The sequence below is a fragment of the Nocardioides luteus genome (genome assembly GCF_015752315.1).
Taxonomy (GTDB): Bacteria; Actinomycetota; Actinomycetes; order Propionibacteriales; family Nocardioidaceae; genus Nocardioides.
The window spans coordinates 2,741,444-2,767,064 of the sequence record NZ_JADOVJ010000001.1 but is presented as its reverse complement, the minus strand read 5'-3'; the positions used below and the strand labels follow the sequence as shown (position 1 = coordinate 2,767,064).

Genomic DNA, 25,621 nt, shown 5'->3' with positions numbered 1-25,621 from the left:
GCAATGGGTATTGATGCGTGCGCCCATTCATCCAGGCATCCATCCGTCGTCGCTGAACCGATACGCAACTTTGGGGATGCTTCCGGGTTCGCACCGCGGGAATCTCTAAGAGTATTCCGCGATCGAATTCGAGGGTTCGCCGGGCCTGATGCGAATTCAATGAGGTAGCAATGATGTTCTGCGCCTCCCATGCTCGCCCCTCTCGGTCTCGAGCGTTATCGGCCCCTCGTTGTTGGGTCTTCTTCGCTGTTTGATATCGAGAGGGAAGTCGACAGATGAACCCACTGAACAAGTATCCGAAGGTCCGCGAGTTCGCACTGATGATCCAGTGGATCACCACGGGGCTGACCACGGTCGGTGGTATCGCACTCGCCGGGATCTATGACGGAGTGGACCGTATTCCGGGTTGGTACAACGTCGCTGTGATGGGGCTTGCGGCGCTGTGGACCTACACCGGGTTGACGGCGCAAGGCAACGTGACGGGGACCGACCCGGAGGGCTACCAGCTGCCGAAGAATCTCGCCGAGGTCAGAGCAATGGCCGATGACACGACCGAGAACACGAGCGAGAGCAAGACCGAAGCACCTGTCGTGGTCGCAGAGCCCGAGGACGAGGGCGATCCGGACGAGATGGCGGATGAATACGTCGACGACATCTTCGTCGCGGTAGAGGACAAGGAGGGGTTCTGAATGGGGTTCTATCTGGTGCCTGCGCTTGTCGCTCTGCGAAACGAGGTGAATGCCCGCTTCTCGCACCGGGACAAGTCCAGTGATGGCTGGATCGGAGACGCGTCGCACGCTGCACGGAAGTCGTCCCACAACCCCGACTGGGCTCACGGGGGCGCGGTGCGCGCGATCGATGTCGACATCGACGACAACGACCCGGCCGCCGAACTGCGTCTGCTGGTCGTCGAGGCCGCCCGTCACGACCGGCGCGTGTGGTACGTGATCAGCAACGGCGTGATCTACTCCCGCACCTTCGGGTTCGCGCCCCGGAAGTACACCGGCAGCAACGGTCACTTCAAGCATGTCCACGTGTCCGTGGTGGAGAACCCTGCGAAGTGGACCGACACCACCCGATGGCTGAATTCCGAGCCGGCATGGATGTGGAACCCCGACGTGGTGTCCGACCTGGCGCTGGTGCAGGAACAGTTCCAGATCGCGGCGGGCGTCAAGAAGGGCGACCGGAAGCGGTTCCACGGCGTCGCCACGATCCAGAACGCCCTGAACGTGAAGCATCTCCCGAAAGGGCAGAAGCTCGTGGTGGACGGCTGGGCCGGTCGTGCGACCGTGAGCGCGTGGCGTGACTTCGAGGCGAAGGCGGGCGGGACGGGTCGGGAGACCACGCCAGATCCGGTGTCCCTGAAGAATCTGCAGATCCTGCGCCGGTTCCGTGGTGAGGGACTGCCGTAACTGATACTCCGTCCCTTTCCGAGACGGCAGCCCGCCGATGTTCAGACCACGCCGTGCTCGTAGGCGAAGGCGGTGGCGGCGGTGCGGGAGCGTACGTCGAGCTTGGTGAAGATGTTGGAGAGGTGGCGGGCGACGGTCTTCTCGCTGAGGACCAGGTCGGTGGCGATCTGGGCGTTGCTGCGGCCGGAGGCGACCAGGCGGAGGACCTCGGCCTCGCGGGCGGTGAGGCCGGCGGGCAGGGAGGCGGGGGCGAGGAGGGCTTCCGCCTCGTCAGCGGCGGGGACGGCGCCGATCTGCCGGAACACCGTACGCGCCGCCTCGAGCTCGCGGCGGGACGACTCCGTGTCGCCGACCTCGGCCAGGGCGCGCCCGGTGAGCAAACGCGCCTGGCTTCGCTCATAGGTCGCGTCGGCGCGGGCCCACAGCTGCTGGGCCTTGCGCAGGTAGGGGAGGGCGCCGGCGGCGTCGCCCGCGGCCAGCTCGACCGTGCCGTGGGCGTGCGCGGCGGCCGCCTCCAGCCAGACGCAGCCGAAGCGTCCGGCCAGCCCGTCCAGCTCGGCCGCGGTGTTGCGGGCCCGGTCGACCTCGCCGGCGTCGACCAGCACGTCGACCGCGGCGGGCAGGAGGCGGCATCGCTGCACGTCCCCACCCGTCTCGGCGAGCAGCCGGTCGATCGCGGCCAGCGCCGCCGCGCCCTCGCCGCGGGCCGACCAGAGCAGGGCGAGGCCGGGCTGCGGGTCGAAGCCGCTGTCGGCGGCGCGCTCGTAGGCGGCATCGGCCTCGGCGTACTCGCCGCGCAGCCGGAGCACCTCGCCCGCCTCGTACGCCGCCAGCCCGACCGCGTCCGGCGCGTTCACCTCCCGGTAGCGGCGGGTGGCGTGCTCGAACTCCTCCAGGGCCCGCTGCCACTCGCCGTGCAGTCGCAGCAGCTGGCCGCGGTGGACGGCGCACTGGCCGGTGAACGCCAGCAGCCCGGGCTGGGCGGCGCACCAGCGCTCGAGGGCAGCCGTCCACTCCGCCACCCGTCCGAAGTCGCTGATCTCCTGGCAGCCCTCGATCGCGGTGCAGTAGACGTGTCCCGCCACGACGGGGGAGGCCTCGCCGGCGATCACCCGGACCATCGCCTCATCGAGCCGCGCCAGACCTTCGACGACCCGCCCGGAGTAGATCGCCATCCTGCCCTGCGCACAGAGTCCCAGGGCGGTGAGGTCGGGTTCGGCATGACGGCGGCCGCGCTCGGCCACCCGGTCGGCGTAGGTTCCTGCCGTGGCGTAGTCCCCGGTGCCCAGCGCGCGGAACATCCGCAGGAAGTCCACCCATCCGACCGCGGCACCGGCGGCGTCCTCGCCGGCCTCGGTGACCAGGCCCTCGGCTCGCGAGGTCCAGCCGCGAGCGAGGGCACTCTCCCCGTGGACGTACGACGTCATCGTGATCCGGAAGGCACAACGGACCGAGCGCCCGAGGTCGGCGGCCTCCTGACTCTTGCGGAAGGCACGCTGCAAGGCGGCGATGGTGTCGTCGTGGTGCCCGGTCAGCTCCGCGGCGACGGCGAAGTCCTCGAGCTCCTCGGCCGAGAGCAGGCCCGGGTCGGCGGCCGACCACCCCGCGTACGCCGCGCTCCAGTCGCCGCGGTCGTAGTCGGCGCGGGCGCTCTCCAGCTGGACGTCGGCCACGGCAGGCACCTCCACTGGAGAGCGTACTCGGATCAGGCGCCGACGGAGACCCGTGCGGACTGCCGCATCCGGGACGTGATCCGGTCGGCGACGAGGGCCGCGTCGCGACCCGCGCCTGCCAGGAGCATGGAGCTGAAGGCGTACTGGAAGCTGAGGCCGCAGAAGAACAGACCGTCGGCCTCCGTCACCACGCCGCGCATCTCCCGCGGCCAGCCGTCCTCGCCGAGCACGGGCAGGTGGATCCAGTCGAACGCCTGCCGGAAGCCGGTGGCCCACACGACGTTGGCGACCTCGCGCGGGATGCCGTCGACGACGGGCAGGCCGTCGCGTACCTCCTCGATCCTGGAGGTGACCCGCTCGACGCCGCGGGCGGCCAGGTCGGAGCGCTTCACCCGGAGCATCGGCCCGCCGTGGCGGCGGATCTCGGGCATCTCCCTGCGGCCGATCGGGGTACGCCGGGTGAGGACGTGCCGCCAGGCGAAGAGCAGCACCGGGAAGAGCAGGTGCATGACCGGCGAGTCCAGACGTGGAGGGATCTGGCCGCAGTCGCGGCCGGCCAGGATCGTCGGCCGCGACTCGGCGACCTCGAAGGCGATGTCGCAGCCGGAGTGGCTGGCACCGACGACAAGCACCGGCCCGTCGCGCAGCTGTCCGGGGCGGCGGTACTCGCTGGAGTGGAGCTGCAGGATCGACGGATCGAGCTGCGCCGAGATGGCGGGGACGTTGGGCGTACGCCCGAAGGTGCCGGTCGCGACCACGACGTTGTCGCAGGTCCAGGTGCCACGATCTGTCGTCACCCGGAAGCCGTCACCGTGCCGGTCGAGCCCGGTGACCCGGGTCTCGAGCCGCACGGGCAGCTCGAAGGTGCGGGCGTACGTCTCGAGGTAGTCGCCGACGTCGTCCTTCCCGGGGAACGACCATCTCTTCGCCGGGAACGCCAGCCCCGGGAGGGCGTCGTACTTGGCCGGAGAGTAGAGCCGCAGCGTGTCCCACTGCCGCCGCCAGTTGTCGCCGATCCGCGCGTTGGCGTCGAGGATGACGAACGGGCGGCCGCGTCGTCGCAGGTGGTAACCGGTCGCCAGGCCGGCTTGGCCGGCGCCGATGATGATCGTCTCGATGTGTGTGCTGTCCATGCTCGCGACGTTAGGTCCGCGCGCCGCCGCTCCGCGTCGGTCGTACGGCGCATTCGGGTTGCACGTGGCGATGGGTCGAATTACCCATCGCCATGCCAGCCGAGCGGGGGCGATACTCGACACATGACGAAGCAGACCCCGGAGGACTTCACCAAGCTCCCGCCCTCGGTGCCGCTGGAGGAGACGATCGCCTACCAGCTCGAGACGGAGATCCCGCGCGGTCCCGAAGGTGGTGGGGACGCCGTCGACGGTGGTGGCGACGGTGACTGAGCGTCGGCCGATCGAACGCGCCGTCAGAGCACGAGCAGGAGGCCGAGCGCCGCCAGCAGGTCCCAGATCCAGCACATGTGGACGTACCACGGCGGGATGCCGCGGAGCCCGAGGACGTGGCGGTCGTGGTGGTGCAGCAGGTCCCAGACGCCGTGCAGTGCCCAGCCGAGGGCGAGCCAGCGGCCGGAGACGGTGACCGCGAGCGCGATGCTGATGACGGCGGCGGCGAGGAAGGCCCACTCCGTCAGTCGCTCGGCACGGGTGCCCCAGACGAGCGAGAGCGTCGGGTAGACGCTGTAGAGAACGACCACCGACAGGCAGCCGAGGACGAGGCCGACCTGCGGCCATCCGGCGACGACGACGGTAATCAGGGCGCCACCCACTCCGGCGTACGTCGCAGCGCGGAGCGACAGCAGGTTCTGGAACCTCGAGTCAGGTCGTCTGAGGTCCGCCGGCAGGTTCATGGGGACAGACTAGAGCCGCAGAAATCCGATGCTCGGGATCGGACGCGCTCACTAGGGTGAGCCGCGTGAACGAGGAGGAGAAGTCGCTGCCGGAGCGACTCCGGGCGGCGATCATCGCGTGCCGGCAGAGCGTTTTCCCGGCGTACCCGAGTCCGGCCGAGGTGTTCGACGGGCTGGCGGAGGCGTGCCGAGAGCTCGGGATCGAGGAGTGGGACGTCTACGCCGAGCGGGGGCCGGTGGCGCGCCTGGAGACTGAGGTCTCCGAGTTGCTTGGGAAGCCGGCTGCGTACTTCCCGTCCGGGGTGATGGCGCAGCAGGTGGCGCTGCGGATCCACGCCGACACGGCGGGCAACCGGCGGGTCGCGATGCCGGACCTCTCCCACCTGCTCGTCCACGAGGACGACGGGCCGAGGATCCTCCAGGACCTGCGGATCGAGCACCTCACCACGGGCCGCGAGACGCCGACGAGGGCGCATCTCGACGCGATCCCGGGACCGCTCGCGGCGTGCCTGGTCGAGCTCCCGCTGCGTGACGCCGGCTGTCTGCTGCCCACCTTCGACGAGCTCGCCGAGCTGGCGCAGGGGTGCCATGAGCGAGGGATCGCCTTCCACATCGACGGCGCCCGGATCTGGGAGTCGCAGGAGTGGTTCGGCAAGCCGCTGGCAGAGATCGCCGGCCTCGCCGACACCGTCTACACCAGCTTCTACAAGGGCCTCGGTGGCCTCGCCGGAGCGGCGCTGCTCGGCGACGACGACTTCGTCGCCCAAGCCAGACTGTGGCGGCGCCGGATGGGCGGGACGCTCTACCGCTCCACCGCCGAGGCGGTCGCCGCACTGGTCGGCCTCCGCGACCGGCTCCCGCACATCGGCGAGTGCGTGACCTGGGCGAGGGCCCTGGCCGCCGCACTTCCTGCCGAGATCACCGCCCAGCCGGCGGTGCCGCACACCAACACCTTCCTTCTGTACGCAGCAGGCGACCCCGACGACATCAACACCCGTCTCCTCGCCGCCCTCGAGGAGCACTCGCTCGCGTTCAGCAGACCGTGGACCGCGAGCGACGAGCCGGGCCGGGTGGTGACCGAGGTGACGGTCGGCCAGGGCGCGCTCGAGCTGGATCCGGAGAGCGTCGCCGGCCATCTCGCTGCCCTGGTCGCCTGAGCGTACGGCCGGAGCTCCCCCGGAAGGGGTGATGACGGCGGCCTGAGCGGGCGGCGAGATTCGGAGGAGGTGGGAACTCGCCGGGCAGGGTCAGTCGCGGACTCGCCCAGCTCGCCGGCTGAGAGCCGTCTCCGGCGATCCGTGCGTGTGTCGTCCCCGAGGGGACCGGAGGACGGACCAAACCACCTGTGAGGCGATCGGTTCGGTGATATTTTCGAGCGAACCAGCGAAGTCCTACTGAAGGGCAGCCTCATGTCGGTTCAGTTCGAAGTGCGCATCGATGGAATGACCTGCAACCGCTGTGTCGAGAGCGTGACCAACGCTCTCGGAGACCTGGACGGCGTCCACGGCGTCGAGGTCGATCTGAACCCGGGAGCCGTCTCGAGCGCCCGCGTCACCGCCGACGAACCGGTCGAGCCCAGGGTCCTCAGATCAACGCTCGCCAAGGCCGGCTTCTCGATCGCCCGCGAAACCTGACCGGCAGCGGAGTCGTCCGTGCTCGGCTCCCGTCGGCACTTCCCGGCCCTCACCGCTGAACCCGATCTCGTCTACCTCGACGCCGCCTCCGGCACGCCGTGCCCGGAACCGGTCATCGCCCAGCTCACCGCCGAGCTGCGTGGTCCCGCCGCCAACCCCGGCAGGGGTGGACATCCGTGGGCACGCGACGCGCTGCGCCGGGTCGAGGAGGCCCGGGCCGCCGTCGCCGCGTTCCTCGGCGCCGCCTTCCCCGACGAGGTGGCGTTCACCCGCGGCGCCACCGGTGCGATGGCGTTCCTGGCCGACCGGTGGGGCCCCGCCGCGCTCGAGAAGGGTGGCGACATCCTCTACTGCCCGGGGGACCACCTGTCGACGGTGCGTCCCTGGCTCCGGCTGGCGGAACGGATGCGGCCCCAGGGAGTGCGGGCGGTGCCCTACCGGCGCGATCGCCTGGGACGTATCGACGCCGACGACTTCGCCCGGGCCGCGGGCGACCGCACCGCGGTGGTCGTCGCCACCGACGTCCACAACCTCCACGGCACCCGGACCGACCTCGACGCGCTGGCGATCCCGCCGGCCGCGACGGTCTGCCTCGACTGCTCCCAGAGCGCCGGACGGTTGCCCCTGCGCCTGGCCGAGTCCCGTGCCGAGGTCGCCGTCGTCTCGGGCCACAAGATGTTCGGTCCTCCCGGCACCGGCACGGTCTACGTACGCCGCGGTCAGCATCACCGGATCGCCGTCGACCGCGCGGCCGGGCGGAGCGGGCCGGCACGCCATGTCTCACCGCTCACCGACGCCGCCGAGGAGGGCAGCCTCGACGGCGCCGGAGCGGCGGCGCTGGCGGGTGCCACGGCGTTCCTCGACGGCATCGGGGTCGACCGCGTCGGCGGCCACCTGGCCGCCCTCGCCTCCCGGTTCGCGGACGGCGCCACCCGGATCGGCGGGGTCACGCTCCTCGGACCGCCGGTCGACCCGCGCCAGCCGCACAGCGGCATCGTCGCCTTCGCCCTCGACGGCCAGGCCGGCGCCGACGTCGCCTTCGCCCTCGAACGCCGCCGGGTCTACGTACGCGCCGGCGACCACTGTCTCGACGGCCCGCGGGACGACGCCGTCCGGGCGAGCTTCCACCTCTACAACGACGAGAACGACGTCGACCGACTCCTGCAGGGCCTCTCGGCCGCTGCCGAAAGGACCTGACACGTGCAGACCGAAGGCATCCGATACGACCGCGCCGCCGCCGCCCGCATCCTGGCCGAGGTCGCCGGTGCCGACTTCCTGACCGGGGCCGCGCCGGCGACCCCGGCAGTGTCGGTGGCGTACCGCGTCGAGGAGCTCCGCCCCGAACCCGGCGGGCCGCTCACGACGGGACAGCGTCGCTACCTGGAGTCCTTCATGCGCCCGTGCCGCCCCGACCAGGTCGTCACCGCCACCCACCGGGTCACCTGGCGCGACTCCCGCGGGATCGCCAACAGCGGCCACATCGGCCCGGGACCGTTGGGACCGCTCCTGCCGATCGCGACCCGGGAAGCCGTGATCGCCGTGGGTGACGCGATCGCCGCCGCAGACGCGGTGACCGCGCGCTCGGACGCCCTCGGCGACGACGAGCTCGACGTCCTCGCCGACACCACCACCGACCAGGAACCCGGCGAGATCTTCCGCGTCGGCGCCGAGGCCGCGGGTCGCGCCCTCGTCCAGCACGGCATGCTCGCCGGCCAGGTCGGCATCGACGACCTCGTCGAGTTCGCCGAGGAGATGCATGCCTCGGGCCTGTACGGCACGGTGGCCTCGACCTGGTTCTGGGAGCTGCAGGCCTCCACCTACCGCCGCGGCATGATCCCGGCGCGGCTGGAGCGCTCCGGCGGCCGCCTTCGCTACACCCAGGACACCGTCACCCTGCTCGCCGAGATGAAGCGCCGCACCATCGCGGACGCCCATGAGGTGATGGCCCGCGCCCGCGAGGAGGGCCTGGGCCTGCGCGCCGCCATCCAGCGCTACCACGTCGAGCTCGACCAGATCTCGCGACAGTACGCCCTGCTGCCGGCCGAGGAGCGCCCCGTCTGCCTCGGACAGCGAGCCCACCAGGTCGACGGCGCACGGGTCCAGCCGCTCGCCGCGGTCGCCGAGGCGCTCACCGGCGCCTTCCGGTCCGCGGTCGAGTCGGTGCGGATCGCCGAGGCCCCCGGGCCCGCCGACGGGGATGCCGAGTTCGCCGCGGGAGAACAGGAGTTCGGGGTCCCGGACATGACCTGCCGGCACTGCCGGGTGACGATCACCGCCGTCTTCGACGCCCAGGCGGCCGAGCTGATCGAGGTGGACCTACACGGAAAGCGGGTGCGGGCCAGGTTCACCGACGCCGACCAGCGCGACCGGGTCTTCGCCGACCTGCGCGACTGCGGCTACACGGTGGCCGACGGGTGACGGCTCGCTACCCGCTCCCGGCCGCGCGGCACCCGATCGCCGACCGGTTCCTCGCCGACGGTGCCGCGGTGGCCGAGGCGATCGAACGGTTCGGCTCGCCGCTGCACGTGGTCTTCCCGCAGGTCATGGCCGAGAACGCGGCCTCGCTGAAGGCCGTGCTCCGGCGACACGCGGTTCCGCACGACGTCTTCTACGCCCACAAGGTGAACGCCTCGACCGCGCTGGTCGCCGAGGCAGCCGCAGCCGGACTCGGGGTGGACGTGGCTTCCTCGGCCGAGCTCGACCGGGCCCTCGCGGCGGGGTTCGCGCCGGACTGGATCGAGGCCACGGGTCCGAAGTCGCCGGCGTTCATCCAGCGGATCGCGTCGCTCGGGGTCACCACGAACGCCGACGATCTGTGGGAGCTCGACCGACTCGCCGCCGCGGCGCCCGCGGGCAGCACCGTCCCGGTCCTGCTGCGGCTCTCCGGCTTCGCCTCGCCGCTGGTGCCGCCGTCTCGGTTCGGCATCGACCTCGCCGACGCCGACGCCGCCCTCGAGACCGTACGCCGCGCGCCCGGGCTCGAGCTGCGCGGTGTGGCGTTCCACCTCGACACCGCCGATCCGGCCGCCCGCGTGGACGCGCTGACCGAGTCGATGGCGGTGGTGTCCGCTGCGTACCGCAAGGGTCTGCGGCCGTCGGTGGTCGACATCGGCGGCGGCTTCCGCCAGCGGTTCGTCGAGGATCCCGAGCCTTTCCAACGCTACGCGCAGGCGCTTGCCGCGGGGCCGGGGGAGCTGGTGTGGCCGGGTCACGACGTCGTGGCGCCGGCCGCGCACAAGTACGGCAACCACCGCCCGATGACCGAGGTGCTCGACCGGTTCCTGGCCGCCGAGATCGAACGGCGACCGGTCGCCGAGGTTCTGCGCGAGTGCATGCTCACGCTGTGGATCGAACCGGGCAAGGCCCTCGTCGACCACGCCGGGATCACCCTGGCCGAAGTGCTCTACCGGAAACGCGCGGCCGGTCGCGAGCTGGTCGTGCTCGACCTCTCCCGCAACCAGGTCACCCCTGCCGACCAGGAGGTCCTGCTCGACCCGGTGCTCGTCGACGGGCATGGCGATCCGCCGGACGGGGGAGTGTTCCTGGCCGGACGGCTCTGTCTGGAGTCGGACCTGATCAGCCGGCGGAAGGTCTTCCTCGACGCCGAGCCGCGCAGCGGCGACGTACTCGCGTTCGTGAACACCGCCGCCTATCAGATGGACCTGTCGGCGTCGGCCGCCGCCGGGCATGCGCCGCCGCCCAAGGTCGCCGCGGTCCTGGACGGGGACCGGTTCACCTTCACCGCCGACACGTTCGCCGACGCGCCCGACGATCACCACAGGAGCTGACCATGCGATACGACAGCGTGCTCGACATGATCGGCGACACCCCGCTGCTGCGGCTCGATCCGGCCGCCCACGGCGTGCCCGAGGCCGAGATCTTCCTGAAGCTGGAGTCGGCCAACCCGTTCGGCTCCGTGAAGGACCGGGTCGCCTGGGGACTGCTGCGCGACCACATCGACGGGATCGTCGCGAACGAACAGGTCGTCGTGGAAGCCTCGAGCGGCAACACCGCGAAGGCGCTCCAGATCATCGCCTCGATGCACGGGGTCGGGTTCCGTGCCTTCACCAACCGGGTCCGGGTGCGCGAGGTCCGCGAGATGCTGTCGCTGCTCGGCGCCGAGGTGACCGAGATGCCGGGCCTCTCGGAGTGTCCGGACCCGACCGCCCCCAACGACGTCTTCAGCGTGATCGGCGACCTCATGGAGGGCGAGCCCGGCCGCTACCACCACACCTCGCAGTACACCAACGAGGACAACCTGCGCGCCCACTACGAGGAGACCGGCCGCGAGATCCACCGCGACGCCGGTCAGGTCGACCTGCTCGTGGGCGGCCTCGGCACCACCGGATCCACCCGAGGGGCGGCGACGTACCTGCGCGAGCGCAACCCGGAGACCGCCGTCGTCGGCGTCGTGGCCGCCGAGGGCGACTTCATCCCCGGCATCCGCTCGGCCGCGGAGATGTGGGAGGTCGGACTCTTCGAACCCGACTTCTACGACGCGATCACCGCCGTCGACTCCGCCGACGCGATCTCGGCGAGCCTGGAGCTCGCCACCCGGCACGGGGTGCTCGCCGGTCCCACCACGGGTGCGGCCTACGCCGCGGCACGGGAACGACTCCTGTCCGGGCCCGGGGGACCGGTCACGGCGGTCGTGATCGCGTGCGACCGGATGGAGCCGTACCTCTCCTACTACCGCCACCGCCGCCCCGACCTCTTCGGGGCAGCCGCCTCGACTACCTCCGATGCCGCGCCCTCTGTCGCGGCGGAGGAGATGGAGGCCTGGATGGCGGCCGGCGAGCACGTGGTCGTCGTGGACGTACGCACCGCCCTGGCGTTCCAGGCGGGCCATCTCCCCGGCGCGATCAACCTCCGCGACGACCTGCTCGAGCAGGTCATGGAGGCGGGGATGCCGTTCTCGGAGGCGTCCCGGGTGGTGTTCGTGTGCCCGACGGGGGACCGGTCGGCGCGGTTCGCGGCCCGGGCGGCCGCGACGGGGTGCCGGGCCTACAACCTCGAGGGCGGCGTGCTCGCCTGGCGCGACAGCGGGCGGCCGCTCGCCGGAGTGTGAGGTTCCGGGCTCACGCGGGCATCAGGAGGAGCATCGTGCCCATCCCGGTGGCCATGAGTCCGTGACCGAGGGCAGGGAGACGGTGCTCGCGTACGGCAGCCGCGCGCAGCAGCCACCAGATCACCCCGGCCGCGCATGCGGTGATGAACAGCGAGTTGACCACGATCGCCCAGCCCGGCGCCGCGGCCGTCGGGAGGGCCGCGGCGGCGCCGCTGTGGCCAGCATGACCTGCGGTGTGGCTCCCGGCTGCATGCGTGTCCGCCATGAGCAGCGGCATCGCGGCGAGCATCCAGATCATCGCCGCGTTGAGCGCGAGATGACCGACGACGTCCGTACGCCGCGCCCGCCCGCTTGTGCGGCGCAAGGCGGGCAGCAGGGCCACCGTCAGGATCGCGAACAGCGCGACCTGAGCCCAGACGGCCACGTCCCAGAGGATCACCCAGATCATCAGGATCATCGCGGCGCTCATCACCGTGTGGTTGACGTGCAGAACGGCCTGCCCACCGGTCCCGGGACAGACCACGAGGGTCCAGATTCCCGAGGTGCCGGTGAGCACGAAGGCCACGGTCAGCAGTAGGTCCCAAGGCGGATCGACCACCCGACCAACGTACCGTCGCCACACCGTGCGCGGGCCCGGTTGCCGTGATCAGTGCCGCAGGCCGGCAAACCCCGGCCGAAGCGTCAGGCACGTCGGTCGAGTGGGCATGTATCTGCCCACTCGACCGACCTGGTCGACGCCTCGGCCGACCTGCGTGACGCCTCGCTCAGGCGTCGAGATCCTGCGCGACGAGCGCGGCGATGGTGTCGACGGCGGCCTGGTCGGGGCCGGTGACCTCGACCTTGTCGCCGTTGGCGGCGCCGAGGGTCATGATCAGCAAGGACGAGGCCGCGTCGACCGGCTCGCCGCCGGGGACGGCCAGGGTGATCTCGGCGCCGAGCTCCTCGACCTTCTCGGAGATGATCGCGGCGGGCCGGGCGTGCAGGCCGACGGCGGAGCCGACGGTGACGGTCTGGGTGGGCATGATGCTCCTTCGGTTGGTGGGATGCGGGTCAGCTGGCGGCGGCGGCCGGGACCGGGGCGCGGCCGATGGACTTGAGGGCGATCACGGTGGCGGCACCGACGATCACACCGGCGGCCAGCGCGATCAGGTAGCCGAGCACGTTGGTGACGGCGAAGAGGACGAAGATGCCGCCGTGCGGTGCCCGGACGCCGACCTCGAAGAGCTGGGAGAGCCCACCGGTCACGGCGCTGCCGACCATGATCGCCGGGATGACGCGCATCGGGTCGCCCGCGGCGAACGGGATGGCGCCCTCGGTGATGAACGAGGCGCCGAGCAGCCAGCCGGCCTTGCCGTTCTCGTGCTCCGCGGTGGTGAACAGCTGGGGACGTACGACGGTGGCCAGCGCCAGCGCGATCGGCGGCACCATGCCGCTGAGCATGACCGCGGCCATGATCCGCAGCTCGGGGGCGTTCGCGGCCAGCGAGGCGGCGCCGACACCGGTCGCGGCGAAGCTGTAGGCGACCTTGTTGAGCGGGCCGCCCATGTCGAAGGCCATCATCAGGCCGAGCACCGCACCGAGGGCGACGGCGCTGCTGCCGTCCAGGGCGGCGAGGCCGTCGGTGAGCTGCTCCATCAGCCAGTTGATCGGCTTGCCGAGGACCACGATCATCACCAGACCGGCCAGGATCGAGGTCACCAGCGGGATCACCAGCACGGGCATCAGGCCGCGTGCCCAGCTCGGCACGCGCCAGCCGCTGACCCAGTGGGCGATCACGCCGGCGAGCACGCCGCCCGCGATCGCGCCGAGGAAGCCGGTCGCCGGCGCCGCGACGCCGTCGGCGTTGACGACCCCGAACAGGTTGGCGGCCAGGGCTCCCATGATGAAGCCGGGTGCGATGCCGGGGCGGTCGGCGATGGCGTACGCGATGTAGCCGGCCAGCGCGGGGATGAACAGCATGAACGCCGTCTTGCCGATGACGAAGAAGAGCGCGCCGAGGTAGACGGCGAGGCCGCTGTCGAAGAGGGCGTGCTCGAGACCGAGAGCCTGTACGTCGGGGAGGTTGGTGAGCGTGTTGTCGACCATGATCGCGCCGTAGACGTTGGTGATGTCGTAGCCGCCGAGCAGGAAGCTCAGTGCGATCAGCAGCCCGCCTGCGGCGACGAACGGGATCATGTAGGAGACACCGGTCATCAGGATCCGGCGGGTCCGGCCGCCCCAGCTCTCCGAGGCGGTCGTGGCGGACTCGGAGGAGTCGCCCCGGCCGGACTCGACGCGGGCGGCGTTCGGGTCCTCGGCCGCGGCGAGCGCCTCGGCGATCATCGCGTCGGCGTCGTCGATCGGGCGCTTCACGCCCGAGGAGATCAGCGGCTTGCCGGCGAACCGGGACCGGTCCCGGACGCCTACGTCGACGGCGAAGATGGCCGCGTCGGCGTGGGCGATGGTCTCGGCGGGCAGCGGCGTCGCCCCGGCGGATCCCTGGGTCTCGACCGCGATCTCGACCCCGGCCCGCGCGGCGGCTGCTTCGAGGGCCTCGGCCGCCATGTAGGTGTGCGCGATGCCGGTCGGGCAGGCGGTCACCGCGACGAGCGAGCGCTTCTTGGCCGGAGCCGCTTCCGGAGCCGGGGCCGGGCTCGCGGCGGCGGCCGGCTGGTCGCTGACCGCGTCGAGGATGGTCCGGGCAGCCTCCTCGGCCGAGTCGGTCTCGCGCAGCAGCCGGCCGAACTCGGGCCGGGCCAGAGCGCGAGCCAGCTTGGTCAGGATGGTCAGGTGCGTCGCGTCGCCGCCCGCGGGTGCGCCGATGAGGAAGGCGAGGTCGGCCGGGCCGTCCTTCGCGCCGAAGTCGACCGGAGGTGAGAGCCGCGCGAATGCCACCACGGGCTCGTCGACCCCGGACGTACGGCAGTGGGGGATCGCCAGACCGCCGGGGAGACCGGTGGCGGAGACCTCCTCGCGGGCGAGCGCGTCGGCGACCAGCGCGTCGAGGTCGCCGGCCCGGCCGGAGTCGGCCACGCGCTGGGCCAGGGCACGGATGACACCGTGCTTGTCGGTGCCGAGGTCGGCGTCGAGGGCGACGAGCTCGGGGGCGATGAGTGCGGACATCAGAGTCCTCCGGTGATGGGGTCGAGGTCGCGTACCGACACGAGGTCGGCGCGCACCTGGGGTGGGGTGGGGAGGGTGGTGCCGGGGAGGCCGGCGGCTGCACTGCCGTACGCGACGGCGAGCCCGAGACGTTCAGGCGCGGGGAGTCCGCGCAGGTCGGCGAGGAGATAGCCGAACAGGGAGCTGTCACCGGCACCGACCGTGCTGACGACGTCGGTGGGCGGCGGGGTGGCGTGCCACGTACCTTCCTCGGTCACGAGGACGGCACCGTTTCCGCCGAGGGTCGCCAGCACGGCGGTGACCCCGCGCTCGACCAGGGTCCGGGCCGCCGCCGCCGCGGCAGCCGGATTCTCGAGGGCGGCCGGGTCGGAGCCGGTGATCGAGGCCAGCTCCTCGGCGTTGGGCTTGAGCAGGTCTGGGGCGCCGGCCGGGAGCCCGGCGGCGAGCGCCTCGAGCGGTGCCTCGCTGGTGTCGACCGCGATACGGGCGCTGGTGGAGCGCAGCGCGCTCACGACCTCGGCGTACCAGCCGGCCGGTGCCTCCGGCGGCAGCGAGCCGGCGAGGACGACCCAGCCGGCGACCTCGGCCTCCTGGACGAGCCGGGTGGCGAGTGCGTCGAGGAGCGCGGGGGTCGCGGTGGTGCCGGGGCCGTTGAGCTTGGTGGTGGTGCCGTCCGGCTCGGTCACGGTGGTGTTGATCCGCGGCCGTCCGGCCGGTCCGACCGCCACCACGTCGAGGCCGGTGGCCCGCAGCTCGGTGACCATCGGGTCCAGGTCCGGACACGGGAGCACGGCGCGCGTCGGCACCCCGGCGGCGTACGCGGCCCCGGAGATGTTCACGCCCTTGCCGCCCGGCTGGGAGCTGGTCGCCACAGCACGCAGCACCTCCCCGCGGCGCAGCGGGCTGGTGAGCATCACGGTGTGGTCGATGCTCGGGTTGGCGGTCAGGGTGACGATCATGCGATCCGCACCTCGAGGCCGCTCTCGCGCAGCTCGTCGGCGACGTCGTCGTCGATGTCGCTGTCGGTGACGAGCACGTCGACGTTGCCCAGCGCGGCGAAGCGGAGGGTGGTCTCGACGCCGATCTTGCTGGAGTCGGTCAGGCACACGACCCGGCGGGCGGCGTTGACCAGCGCTCGCTTGGTCGCGGCCTCGTCGTGGTCGGGGGTGGAGAGGCCATGGGCCAACGTCAGTCCGTTGGTCGCCACGAAGCAGACGTCGACCCGGAGCCGGCTGAGCGCGTCCACGGTCTCGGCGCCGACGGCGGCCTGGGTGGCCGGCCGGACGCGTCCGGGCAGCAGGTGGAGCTCGATCTGGGGACTTCCGGCCAGCATCGCCGCGACCGGGACGGCGTGGGTCACCACCGTGAGCTGGTGGTCACGGGGGAGGGCCCGGGCGAACCTGCTGGTGGTCGTCCCGGCGTCGATGGCGATGGTGCCACCGGTGGTGGGGAGGAGGTCGAGGGCTGCCTCGGCGATGCGGTCCTTCTGGGCGGTGAAGGTCTGCTCCCGCTCGCCGAGCGCGGACTCGAGCACCGCCATCGTCTCCACCGGCACCGCCCCGCCGTGCACGCGGCGGACCAGGCCGCGTCGCTCCAGCGTGGAGAGGTCTCGACGGACGGTCTCGGTGGTGACCTCGAACCGTTCGGCGATGTCGGCCACGGATATCCGCCCGCGCTCGGCGACGAGACGGGCCGTCGCGATCTGCCGCTCCTCGGCGTACATCGCGGCCTCCTTCAGGGATCGGTGTGGTTTCGAGTGGGTTTCTTCCTTGTGAATGCCCACATATGTTGTTTTATGCCCGAATGTGTTGACTCGTCAAGGGGTTAGGGCAGATATTTGTGGCCATGGTCACGTCTCACTCATCTGTTCTCTCCGGCACGCCGGTCGTCCCGGGGATCGTGCTGGCGCCCGTCCACGTGGTGCGGACCGAGGTCGACCCGCTCGCGCTGGCCGCCTTCGAACGGCGCGGCTTCGAGCACCCGGAGGACGCCCTCGCGGCCTACGCGGCAGCCGCCACCGCCGTCGCCGACGGCTACGCACGACGCGCTGAGACCGCGTCGGGAGCCGCCGCCTCCGTGCTGAGCGCGAGTGCCGGGCTGGCCCGCGACAAGGGGCTGCGCGTCGCCGTGGAGAAGCACCTGCGTGCGGGGGAGGGCCTGGTGGCCTCCGTCGGGGCGGCGGTCGAGCAGTTCGCGACGCTGTTCAGCGGGATGGGCGGCCTGATGGCCGAGCGGGTCACCGACCTGCGCGACATCGAGCGCCGGGTCCTGGCCCACCTCGCCGGTGAGCCCGAGCCCGGTGTGGACGTGCCCGAGGGGACGAGCGTGCTGGTCGCCGCCGATCTCGCGCCTTCCGACACCGCCGCCCTCGACCCGGCCCGGGTGGTCGCCCTCGTCACCGAGCGCGGCGGCCCCACCAGCCACACCGCGATCATCGCCCGCCAGCTCGGCATCCCGTGCCTGGTCGGGGTGGCCGGCGCGACCGGCATCGCCCCGGGCACCCTCGTGCTCGTCGACGGCCAGGCCGGCATCGTCGACCTCGAGCCCGGACCGGACGCAGCCGCTCACGCCGAGGCCGACCTCGCCCGGCGACAGGCGATCGCCGCCTGGACCGGACCCGGACGCACCGCCGACGGCCACCCGGTCGCGCTCCTCGCCAACGTCGCGGACGGCTCCTCGGCACGCGACGCGGCAGCCGGCCAGGTCGAGGGCGTGGGACTCTTCCGCACCGAGCTCTGCTTCCTCGACCGGCGCGAGGAGCCCACCGTCGCCGAGCAGGCCGACGTCTACGCCGAGGTGCTCGCGCCCTTCGCCGGCCGCGGCCACGTCGTCGTACGCACCCTGGACGCCGGCTCCGACAAGCCGATCGCCTTCGCGACCCACGAGGGTGAGGAGAACCCCGCCCTGGGTGTACGCGGCCTGCGGCTCGCCGCCGACAACCCCGGCCTCCTCGAGCGCCAGCTCGACGCCATCGCGATCGCCGCCGAGCGCACCGGCGCCGAGACCTGGGTGATGGCGCCGATGGTCGCCACGGTCCAGGAGGCCGCCGACTTCGCCGCGCTCGTCCGCGCCCGCGGCCTCAAGCCCGGCGTCATGGTCGAGGTGCCGGCCGCTGCGCTGATGGCCCACCGGATGCTGGAGGTCGTCGACTTCCTCTCCATCGGCACCAACGACCTGACCCAGTACGCCATGGCCGCCGACCGGCTGGCCGCCGACCTCGCCCACCTGACCGATCCCTGGCAGTCAGCGGTGCTGCAGCTCATCGCGATCACCGCCGAGGCGGGACGTACGGCTGGCAAGCCTGTCGGGATCTGCGGCGAGGCCGCCGCCGACCCGCTGCTCGCGCCGGTGCTCGTGGGCCTCGGCATCACCTCGCTGTCGATGGCTCCTGCGGCCGTCCCGGCCGTCGGCGCCCGGCTCGGATCGGTGACCGCAGGGCTGTGCGACGAAGCCGCCGAGGCCGCGCTCGGTGCGCTGTCGCCCGCCGAGGGCCGCGAGGCGGTCGCCAAGCTCCTCGGCTGAATGGGTGCCGGGCACACTGGGCTCATGCCCGCGCGCTACGTGTTCACCGAGACCTGGGAGCTCCCGTTGTCACCCGAGGCGGTGCGGGACGCACTGGTCGACGTCGAGCGCTACCCGCGGTGGTGGCCGCAGGTGCGGGCGGTGGCGAAGCTCGGTGAGGACGATGCCCTGCTCGTGTGCCGCTCGGTGCTGCCCTACGACCTGGAGATCGTGCTGCACGCCGTCAGCCGCGACCTGCCCACGCTGGAGGTCGGCATCGGCGGCGACCTCGACGGGTTCGCGCGCTGGACTCTGACGCCGGCGCCGAGCGGGAGCCGGATGGTGTTCGAGCAGGAGGTCGTCGTACGCGGCCTGCTCGGCCTGGCCTCGGTCGCACTGCGACCGGTCCTGGCCTGGAACCACCGGAAGATGATGCTCGGCTGCCGGCAGGGACTGCCCGCGGCCGTCGGTTCTGCCTAGAGCGCCGAGCCCTTCTGGTATTCGGCCCAGGAGAGGTTCCAGTCGCCGAAGCCGTTGTCCCACTCCATCTTCCGGTCGGTGCCGGTGGTCTCGACGATGTCGCCGATGCGGGCCAGGCCGTAGAGCCAGGCGGCGTTGTCGGTGGAGATGCCGGTGCAGCCGTGGGAGACGTTGGCGTAGCCCTGGGAGCCGGTCGACCACGGGGCGGCGTGGATGAACTCGCCGGAGTTGGTCAGGCGCATGGCGTACTCGACGTCGTCGAGGGAGTAGTAGTCGCTCGAGCCCTGGTCGGAGATGCCGATCGTCTCCGAGCGCATCTCCTTGACCCGGTGCTTCTCGGAGATCACCTTGATGCCCGAGCGGGTGATGAAGCCGGGCTTGCCGGTGGTCGCCGGGATCGTACGCAGCAGCTTGCCGTTGCTGAACACCTTCATCCGGTGGGTGCGGGCGTTGACCCTGAAGACGTGCGCGTCGCCGACCTTGTAGGTGGCGGTGCGGCTGTGCTGACCGTAGACGCCCGCGCCCGCGGAGGCGCCGTTGATGTCGAGGTCGACCTTGATGGTGGTGCCGGGCTTCCAGTAGTGCTGCGGGCGGTAGCGGGCCTCGGTGTCGGAGACCCAGTACCAGGAGCCGGTCTGGGCCGGGGTGGCGGTGACGTGCATGCGCTTCTCGAAGGAGGCGTGGTCCTTGACCGGGACGTCGAAGTAGACCGCGACCGGCATCCCGACGCCGACCTCGGACTTGTCGACGGGGACGATGGTGGCGAAGGTCTGCTGGGCCAGCGAGAGCGAGCGGGTGCTGAAGCTGCTGGTGACCTTCCCGGTCTCCCCGGTGGCGGTGACGGTGTAGCGCAGCGCCGGGTCAAGGAGGTCGTTGGCGGTCCACGTCTTCTTGTCCTCCGACAGCGAGCCGGGGACCGTGCGTCCGTCCGGCTTGGCGACCTTCACGCTCGTGAACTCGCCCGAGGTCGCGGTGACGGTCACGGTGCTGTCCACCGCGACGTCCTTGGCCCCGTCGGCGGGGAAGATCTTGGCGGTGAGCGGCTTCGCCGACGGCGAGGCGCTCGGCTCGCCCTTGGCGGCCGAGTCGGGGGACTCGGGGACCTCGGCACAGCCCGAGAGCACGAACAGGGCCACGGCGGCCACGACAGGGAAGGAACGAACCCGCATGGGATAACTATGCGGTAGGAGGCAACCGAATTCTCGGCGTGTCCGCGCGTGTACTGAAGGTTGTGGTGTTGTCGGTGCTGCCACGTACGGTATCTGCCGATGAGTGACACTCGCGTCGAGGCGGCGTACGCCGGGGCTCTGGCCGCCTTCAGGAACCCGATGCTCGACCTCCTGCACGGCCGGTTCGCGCCGTTCGTGGTGGCGGTGCTCTCGGTGACCTTCACCTCCGAGCGGGCCGCGGTCCCGGTGGTGGACGCGCACGCCGAGATCGCCGACATGCTCGACCGGCTCCGGGCCACCGGCCACGCCGAGGGCGACGGCGGCGAGGTCATGCTCCCGGTCGGCACCGCGCGCGACCTGTGCCGCCAGTGGGTGCGCGCCGGGTGGCTGCTGCGCCAGATCGAGGGCGAGGACGAGGTCTACCGGCTCTCCGCCCACGCGGTGGGTGCCCTGGAGATCGCCGGCAGGGCGAGCGGCTCGCGGGCCCGGGTCTCGGAGTCCCGGGTCCGGACGCTGCTGGAGGCGGTCGAGCGGCTCGCCCAGGACGCCGACCCCGACGTGCTCACCCGGGTGGCCCGGCTGACCGAGGAGATCGCCGAGCGCCGCGCCGAGATCGCCCGCCTGGACCGCACCGGCGTCGTCGACACCGTCGATGACGACACCCTGCTCGAGCAGGCCGAGAACATCCTCCACCTGACCCGCGAGCTCCCGGCCGACTTCGCGCGCGTGGTCGAGTCCATCCGAGCGATGCAGCGCGACGTGGTGACCGACCTGCGCCAGGACGTACGCCCGGCCGGCGAGGTGCTGCGTGAGTACCTGCAGCGCGGCAAGGACGTGATGGCCTCGACGCCCGAAGGCAAGGCGTTCGCCGGTGCGCTGCGGATGATCGGCGACCCACGTCGTCTCGACGACCTGGCCACCAACCTGCGTACGGTGCTGCGGCATCGGTTCACGAAGGAGATGGGGCCGACCGAGCGGGCCGAGCTCGCCGCGGTCGGACGGCGGATCGAGACCGGTGTCGCCGAGGTGCTGGCCGCCCAGCAGACCGCCTCCCACGTGATCACCACCCAGGTGCGTACGCACGACCCGGCCCGCGACCGGCAGGTCGACGACCTGCTGCGCGACGTCATGGTCGGCTTCCAGGCGTGGATGCCGACCTCGCGGCCGGCCGAGGCCGTCGAGCCGCTGCGCCGGCTGCCGCTCGCCGACCTGGGCCACCTGCGCCAGTCGGTCAGCGAGCTGCGCCCGCCCGAGCCGCCGGCGCCGCTGGCCGACTGGGGCGACGTGGAGAGCGCCGTCGAGGACACCAAGGCGTGGGGCGGGCCGGGATACCGGGCGATCGAGGCCCACCTGGACGCCTATGTGGCGGCCGCCGACGGGCCGGTCGACCTGGCCGAGGTCTTCGCGGCAGCGCCGGAGGAGATCAGGCGACCGGTCGACCTGCTCGGGCTTCTCGAGATCGCCCACCGTCGCGGGATGGCCGAGACGGGGGAGATCTCCACCATCGAGGCGGTGAGGGCCGACGGGGTGCGGCGCAGGTTCGCGTTCGGCGGGGTGAGGATGACTGATGGTGGAACTGGCGAAGGGACCGACGTTGACTGACACCGAGACCGAGGCGGTCGCCTACGGCAGCGAGCCGGAGGGCTTCATCGAGCCCGTCTCGATGGAGGACGACCCGACCGAGCTGTTCGTCGGCGACCGCGGTGTCCTGGACGCCGACGTACGCCGGGTGCTGGTCCAGCTCCTGCGGCGGCGGTTCATCACCGCGGAGCGGAGCCCGCGCCAGTGGCGTACGCTGCTCGACCACCAGGCGGTGATCGAGTCACGGCTCCACGACCTGTTCGTCCGGCTCGTGGTCGACCACGACCGCGGGATCGCCTACAAGCGCCAGGTGCGCTCGGAGGAGCTCGACGTGCCGGTGCTCCTCAAGGACGACGCCTACTCGCGCGCCGAGACGCTGGTGCTGGTCCATCTGCGCACCGTCTTCCAGCGCGAGCGTGGCGCGGGGCAGAGCTCCGCACGCGTGGACGCCGACGAGCTGGAGCAGACCGTGCTCACCTACTTCGACGTCGCCAGCGGCGACGCGGCCCCGCGCCGGGAGATCCGCCGGGCCGTCGAGCGGCTCGCCCGGGAGGGCCTCCTCGAGGAGGAGTCCGAGGATCGCTATCGGATCACGCCGCTGGTCGAGATCGTGCTGAGCGTCGAGAAGCTGACCGAGCTCAAGGCGTGGCTGAGGGACCCGACGGGTACGACCCGGGTCGAGGTCGCCGTCGAGGCCGAGGAGCCTGACGACGCTGACGATCTGGAAGACCCGAAGAGCGACGACGAGGCGGGGGAGACCGAGCGGTGAACATGATCGACAGCCTCTTCGGCCTCATCCCGGAGCGCTCGACCGGGCGGCAGTGGGTCGCGAGCGAGCTGCAGCTGGTCAACTGGGGCGGCTACGACGGCGCCCACCGGGTGCGCTTCTCGCCGACCGCGACGCTGCTGACCGGAGGCTCCGGGTCGGGCAAGTCGACCCTGATGGACGCCTACATCGCCCTGATCATGCCCCACACGACGCCGTTCAACGGCGCCTCCAACGGCGGCGTCGTGGGTCGGCCGCGGGGTCAGGACCAGCGCAACATCCTCTCCTACGCGCGCGGCAAGATCGACGAGGCGAAGACCGCCGAGGGCACCAAGATCCGGGTGCTGCGCGGCGACGGCCGCGACACCTGGTCGGCGATCGCGATGACCTGGGCCGACCAGACCGGCGCCCGCTTCACCGCGGTCCGTGCCTGGTACGTCCCCGCCTCCGCGAAGAACCTCGACGACGTGACCAAGCTCCGTGCCGTGGCCGAGGCGGGCTTCGACGTACGCGACCTGGAGCCGGTCGCGGCCCACCGGTTCACCCGCACCGCGGTCTCCGAGGTGGGCCTGACCCCGATCGACACCGACCGAGACTTCACCGCCCGGATCCACTCGGCGCTCGGGATCGGTGCCGCCGGCGACGGCGAGAAGGCGGTCAACCTCCTCGGCCGGATCCAGGCGGGCCAGCAGATCACCACGGTCGACGACCTCTACAAGAAGATGGTGCTCGAGGAGCCCGAGACCATCGCCACCGCCGACGGCGTCGTCGCCCACTTCGACGAGCTCTCCGCGACCCGCGACCGGATGGTCACCGCGCAGCAGCAGGTTCGTGCGCTGACGCCGATCCGGGAGCTCCGTATCGCCATGGAGGATGCCGCCTCCCGGCTGGAGGTCATCGACGGGATCGGTGCCTTCGGCGACGAGACGACCCCCGCCGGGCTGTGGCGGGCGGGCAAGCGGGTCGACCTGCTCAGCGAGCTCGAGTCCGACCTCAGCTCCCGCAGGAGCGCCGCGGAGAAGGCGGTGGCCGAGAAGCAGGCGCTGATCGACGCCGCCGAGTCCGAGCGCGACGGCCTGGCGGTCACCGTCGCGGCCTCCGGCGGTCGCCGCCTCGAGGAGGCCACCCGCGAGATCAAGGCCGCCGAGAGCCGCGCCGATCAGGTACGCCGCGCCCGCGAGGCGCTCGAGGCCGAGCTCACGATCCTCGGCGCTGAAGCGACCACCCAGGCCGACTTCGAGGCTCTCCAGACGAGCGCTCGTGAGGCGCTGGTCGACGACGACGCCCGCACCACCGCCCTCAACGCGTACGCCGCCGCGCGGTCCGCGGAGGCCGAGGCGATCAAGCTGGTCGGCCGGCTCGAGGGCGAGCTCGCCGATGCCGAGAAGACGAAGAACAACATCCCCGAGCCGCTGCGCGCGGCCCGTGCGGTGCTGGCCGAGGCGGCCGGACTGAGCCCGGCCGAGATGCCGTTCGTGGGCGAGCTGGTCGAGGTGCGCACCGAGCACGAGGCCTGGCGCGAGGCGTTCAACCTGGCGCTCGGCGGCTTCGCGACCACCATGCTCGTCGACGCGGCGCACGTCGGCGCGTTCCGGGCGGCGATCGACTCGGTGCGGCAGCGCACCCGGATCCGCTACGAGGCGGTCCCCACCGGGACGAAGGACACCACGATCCTCGACGAGGGCACCCTGCCGGGGCGCCTCGACTACCGCCGCGGCGTGTTCACGGGCTGGCTCAAGAAGCGACTGGCCGAACGGCACGGCTACGTCTGTGTGCAGACCCCCGCGCTGCTCGGCCAGCACCGGATGGCACTGACCGTGACCGGCCAGGTCTCCCAGGGGTCGCGCGGTGCTCACGGTGGCCAGGGCGGCGGCAACGTGCTCGGCTTCACCAACACCCGTCGCGTCGCCGAGCTCACCGAGGTGCTCGAGACCGCCCGTCGCGATGCCGAGAAGGCGCGGACGGCGGTCGCGGAGGCCGAGCGGGCCATCAAGGAGCTCGATCTGCGGCGTACGTCCTTCAAGGCGGTCTCCGCGCTGACCTGGGACCAGGTCGACGTCACCGGGGCCGAGGCCGAGCGCGACCGCTGGGCCGCGGTGATCGAGGAGGTCACCGCCGACAACCCGGAGATCGCCACGCTCCAGAAGCGGCTTAAGGAGGCGCGGGCCAAGGTGGACGCGCTGCGCGAGGGCATCGGCGCCGCCAAGAGCGCGTTCAAGGAGCTCGACGCGCGCTGGAGCGACGTGGTCGAGCAGGTCGACCGCGCCAAGGACGCGCTGGAGGAGGCGGCGGCCTCCGGCACCGAGATCGCCCCGGCCCAGGCCGACTATCTCGAGCAGCTCTTCAAGGCGGCCGGCGGTGAAGCGGCCGGCCGGCGCGAGGACGCACTCGCCGAGCTCGACGCGGTCTTCGCCCGCGCGGGCGAGAGCCTCGACGCCGACCGTGTCGGCGCGCAGGAGACGATCGGTGCCGCCCGCGTGCAGCTCCAGCAGACCTTCGAGTCCTTCCTCGAGCGCTGGCCCAACCCCAACCTCCACACCGACCCGGACGCCTCCTACGCCGACTTCGACCGCCTCCTCGACGAGCTGCAGACCAGCGGCCTGCACGAGCTCGAGGTCGAGTGGCGCGACTCGCTGCTCAACCTCTCGGGCAACGACCTGACCAACCTCGACTCGACCCTGTCGCGGGCCGTTCGGGAAATCCGCGACCGGATCGACCCGATCAACCAGATCCTCGCCGAGCTGCCGTTCAACGACGACGACCATCGGCTGCGGATCGACACCCAGGAGGGCCAGTCGGCCGTCCGCGGCCGCTTCCGCAAGGAGCTCCGCGCGGTGCGCGACCTGATCGAGAGGGCCTCGACCAACGAGACCCGGGAACAGGCCTACACCCGGATGTCGCGACTCATCGACCGGATGCGCCGCACCGCCCCAGACTTCGCCGACCTGATCGACGTACGCAACCACGTCCGCGTCAGCGCCGAGAAGGTCACCGCCGACACCGGTGAGCACGTCGCCCTCTACGACCACATCGGCGAGAAGTCCGGGGGCGAGTCGCAGGAGCTGGTCGCCTTCATCGTGGGCGCCGCGCTGCGCTACCAGCTCGGCGACGCCGGTGCCGAGCGACCGCGCTACGCACCGGTCTTCCTCGACGAGGCGCTGATCAAGGCCGACGCCCGTTTCACCGGCCGCGCGATCGGCGCCTGGCGGGGTCTCGGGTTCCAGCTCATCATCGGCGCGCCGAACGACAAGCACAGCGCCATCGAGCCGCACGTCGACGTTCAGTACACCGTGCTCAAGGACGCCGAGGGCCACTCGTTCCCGAAGCTCGAGGTCGGCCTCGAGGAGATCCCGGCCGGCTGAGACGCC

23 protein-coding genes are annotated in these 25,621 nt (G+C 71.8%); 14 read left to right on the top strand and 9 right to left on the bottom strand.

Annotated features, from left to right (window positions below; genetic code table 11):
• Positions 1-275 precede the first annotated feature (275 nt).
• Both HD557_RS13350 and HD557_RS13345 read left to right on the top strand, forming a co-directional pair.
• Positions 276-689, top strand: coding sequence for a hypothetical protein (locus HD557_RS13350; RefSeq protein ID WP_196874212.1), 414 nt, complete (start codon positions 276-278; stop codon positions 687-689).
• Entirely contained in the window at positions 690-1,412 is a 723-nt protein-coding gene (locus tag HD557_RS13345; RefSeq protein ID WP_196874211.1) for a hypothetical protein, read from the top strand.
• A 41-nt stretch (positions 1,413-1,453) separates the two neighbouring features.
• Here HD557_RS13345 and HD557_RS13340 read toward each other — a convergent pair whose 3' ends face one another.
• Complete coding sequence (locus HD557_RS13340; protein ID WP_196874210.1) at positions 1,454-3,085, bottom strand: LuxR C-terminal-related transcriptional regulator; 1,632 nt, start codon at positions 3,083-3,085, stop codon at positions 1,454-1,456.
• A 32-nt stretch (positions 3,086-3,117) separates the two neighbouring features.
• Entirely contained in the window at positions 3,118-4,218 is a 1,101-nt protein-coding gene (locus HD557_RS13335) for a flavin-containing monooxygenase (RefSeq protein ID WP_008359501.1), read from the bottom strand.
• 123 nt (positions 4,219-4,341) lie between these two features.
• Between HD557_RS13335 and HD557_RS13330 the strand changes: the two genes are divergently transcribed.
• Entirely contained in the window at positions 4,342-4,488 is a 147-nt protein-coding gene (locus HD557_RS13330) for a hypothetical protein (protein ID WP_196874209.1), read from the top strand.
• A gap of 23 nt (positions 4,489-4,511) precedes the next feature.
• Here the strand turns inward: HD557_RS13330 and HD557_RS13325 are convergent, their stop codons facing one another.
• Positions 4,512-4,952: a hypothetical protein gene (locus tag HD557_RS13325; protein WP_008359502.1), complete on the bottom strand. Its 441-nt coding sequence runs from the start codon at positions 4,950-4,952 to the stop codon at positions 4,512-4,514.
• Between the two features lie 65 nt (positions 4,953-5,017).
• Between HD557_RS13325 and HD557_RS13320 the strand changes: the two genes are divergently transcribed.
• The 6 genes from HD557_RS13320 to HD557_RS13295 all read left to right on the top strand — a co-directional run bounded on the left by HD557_RS13320 (position 5,018) and on the right by HD557_RS13295 (position 11,654).
• Positions 5,018-6,109: a threonine aldolase family protein gene (locus tag HD557_RS13320; protein ID WP_196874208.1), complete on the top strand. Its 1,092-nt coding sequence runs from the start codon at positions 5,018-5,020 to the stop codon at positions 6,107-6,109.
• Positions 6,110-6,361: 252 nt separating this feature from the next.
• Complete coding sequence (locus HD557_RS13315; protein WP_008359506.1) at positions 6,362-6,586, top strand: heavy-metal-associated domain-containing protein; 225 nt, start codon at positions 6,362-6,364, stop codon at positions 6,584-6,586.
• 18 nt (positions 6,587-6,604) lie between these two features.
• Positions 6,605-7,783, top strand: coding sequence for an aminotransferase class V-fold PLP-dependent enzyme (locus HD557_RS13310; RefSeq protein WP_196874207.1), 1,179 nt, complete (start codon positions 6,605-6,607; stop codon positions 7,781-7,783).
• 3 nt (positions 7,784-7,786) lie between these two features.
• Positions 7,787-9,004, top strand: coding sequence for a hypothetical protein (locus HD557_RS13305; RefSeq protein WP_008359510.1), 1,218 nt, complete (start codon positions 7,787-7,789; stop codon positions 9,002-9,004).
• Positions 9,001-10,374 (top strand): alanine racemase, encoded by a 1,374-nt coding sequence (locus HD557_RS13300; protein WP_196874206.1) that lies wholly within the window; start codon positions 9,001-9,003, stop codon positions 10,372-10,374. The genes HD557_RS13305 and HD557_RS13300 overlap by 4 nt, the downstream gene beginning before the upstream one ends.
• A 2-nt stretch (positions 10,375-10,376) precedes the next feature.
• Positions 10,377-11,654, top strand: coding sequence for a pyridoxal-phosphate dependent enzyme (locus HD557_RS13295; protein WP_196874205.1), 1,278 nt, complete (start codon positions 10,377-10,379; stop codon positions 11,652-11,654).
• A 10-nt stretch (positions 11,655-11,664) separates the two neighbouring features.
• Here HD557_RS13295 and HD557_RS13290 read toward each other — a convergent pair whose 3' ends face one another.
• From HD557_RS13290 to HD557_RS13270, 5 genes are all read right to left on the bottom strand, one after another.
• Positions 11,665-12,252 carry a DUF5134 domain-containing protein gene (locus HD557_RS13290; RefSeq protein WP_196874204.1) on the bottom strand — a complete coding sequence of 196 codons (588 nt, stop codon included), beginning with the start codon at positions 12,250-12,252 and terminating at the stop codon, positions 11,665-11,667.
• A gap of 166 nt (positions 12,253-12,418) precedes the next feature.
• Positions 12,419-12,676 (bottom strand): HPr family phosphocarrier protein, encoded by a 258-nt coding sequence (locus HD557_RS13285; RefSeq protein ID WP_008359516.1) that lies wholly within the window; start codon positions 12,674-12,676, stop codon positions 12,419-12,421.
• Positions 12,677-12,704: 28 nt separating this feature from the next.
• Positions 12,705-14,759, bottom strand: a complete 2,055-nt coding sequence (locus tag HD557_RS13280; RefSeq protein ID WP_196876404.1) for a PTS fructose transporter subunit IIABC — start codon at positions 14,757-14,759, stop codon at positions 12,705-12,707.
• Positions 14,756-15,715 (bottom strand): 1-phosphofructokinase family hexose kinase, encoded by a 960-nt coding sequence (locus HD557_RS13275; protein ID WP_196874203.1) that lies wholly within the window; start codon positions 15,713-15,715, stop codon positions 14,756-14,758. The genes HD557_RS13280 and HD557_RS13275 overlap by 4 nt, the downstream gene beginning before the upstream one ends.
• Entirely contained in the window at positions 15,712-16,479 is a 768-nt protein-coding gene (locus tag HD557_RS13270; RefSeq protein WP_008359518.1) for a DeoR/GlpR family DNA-binding transcription regulator, read from the bottom strand. Before HD557_RS13270 ends, HD557_RS13275 begins: the two co-directional genes overlap by 4 nt.
• Positions 16,480-16,601: 122 nt before the next feature.
• On the opposite strand from HD557_RS13270, the gene HD557_RS13265 reads away from it, so the two are divergent.
• Both HD557_RS13265 and HD557_RS13260 read left to right on the top strand, forming a co-directional pair.
• Complete coding sequence (locus HD557_RS13265) at positions 16,602-18,278, top strand: putative PEP-binding protein (protein WP_196874202.1); 1,677 nt, start codon at positions 16,602-16,604, stop codon at positions 18,276-18,278.
• 24 nt (positions 18,279-18,302) lie between these two features.
• Complete coding sequence (locus HD557_RS13260; protein WP_196874201.1) at positions 18,303-18,737, top strand: SRPBCC family protein; 435 nt, start codon at positions 18,303-18,305, stop codon at positions 18,735-18,737.
• On the opposite strand, the gene HD557_RS13255 is transcribed toward HD557_RS13260, so the two are convergent.
• The gene (locus HD557_RS13255) at positions 18,734-19,906 is read right to left on the bottom strand and encodes a L,D-transpeptidase (RefSeq protein WP_196874200.1); all 1,173 of its coding nucleotides are present in this window, start codon (positions 19,904-19,906) and stop codon (positions 18,734-18,736) included. The genes HD557_RS13260 and HD557_RS13255 overlap by 4 nt on opposite strands.
• Before the next feature lie 99 nt (positions 19,907-20,005).
• Between HD557_RS13255 and HD557_RS13250 the strand changes: the two genes are divergently transcribed.
• From HD557_RS13250 to HD557_RS13240, 3 genes are read left to right on the top strand one after another with little or no spacing between them, the layout of a single operon-like run.
• Positions 20,006-21,508 (top strand): DUF3375 domain-containing protein, encoded by a 1,503-nt coding sequence (locus HD557_RS13250; RefSeq protein ID WP_196874199.1) that lies wholly within the window; start codon positions 20,006-20,008, stop codon positions 21,506-21,508.
• Complete coding sequence (locus HD557_RS13245; RefSeq protein WP_231380278.1) at positions 21,501-22,256, top strand: DUF4194 domain-containing protein; 756 nt, start codon at positions 21,501-21,503, stop codon at positions 22,254-22,256. The genes HD557_RS13250 and HD557_RS13245 overlap by 8 nt, the downstream gene beginning before the upstream one ends.
• Positions 22,257-22,258: 2 nt before the next feature.
• Positions 22,259-25,615 carry an ATP-binding protein gene (locus tag HD557_RS13240; RefSeq protein ID WP_231381158.1) on the top strand — a complete coding sequence of 1,119 codons (3,357 nt, stop codon included), beginning with the start codon at positions 22,259-22,261 and terminating at the stop codon, positions 25,613-25,615.
• The last annotated feature ends 6 nt before the right edge of the window (positions 25,616-25,621 follow it).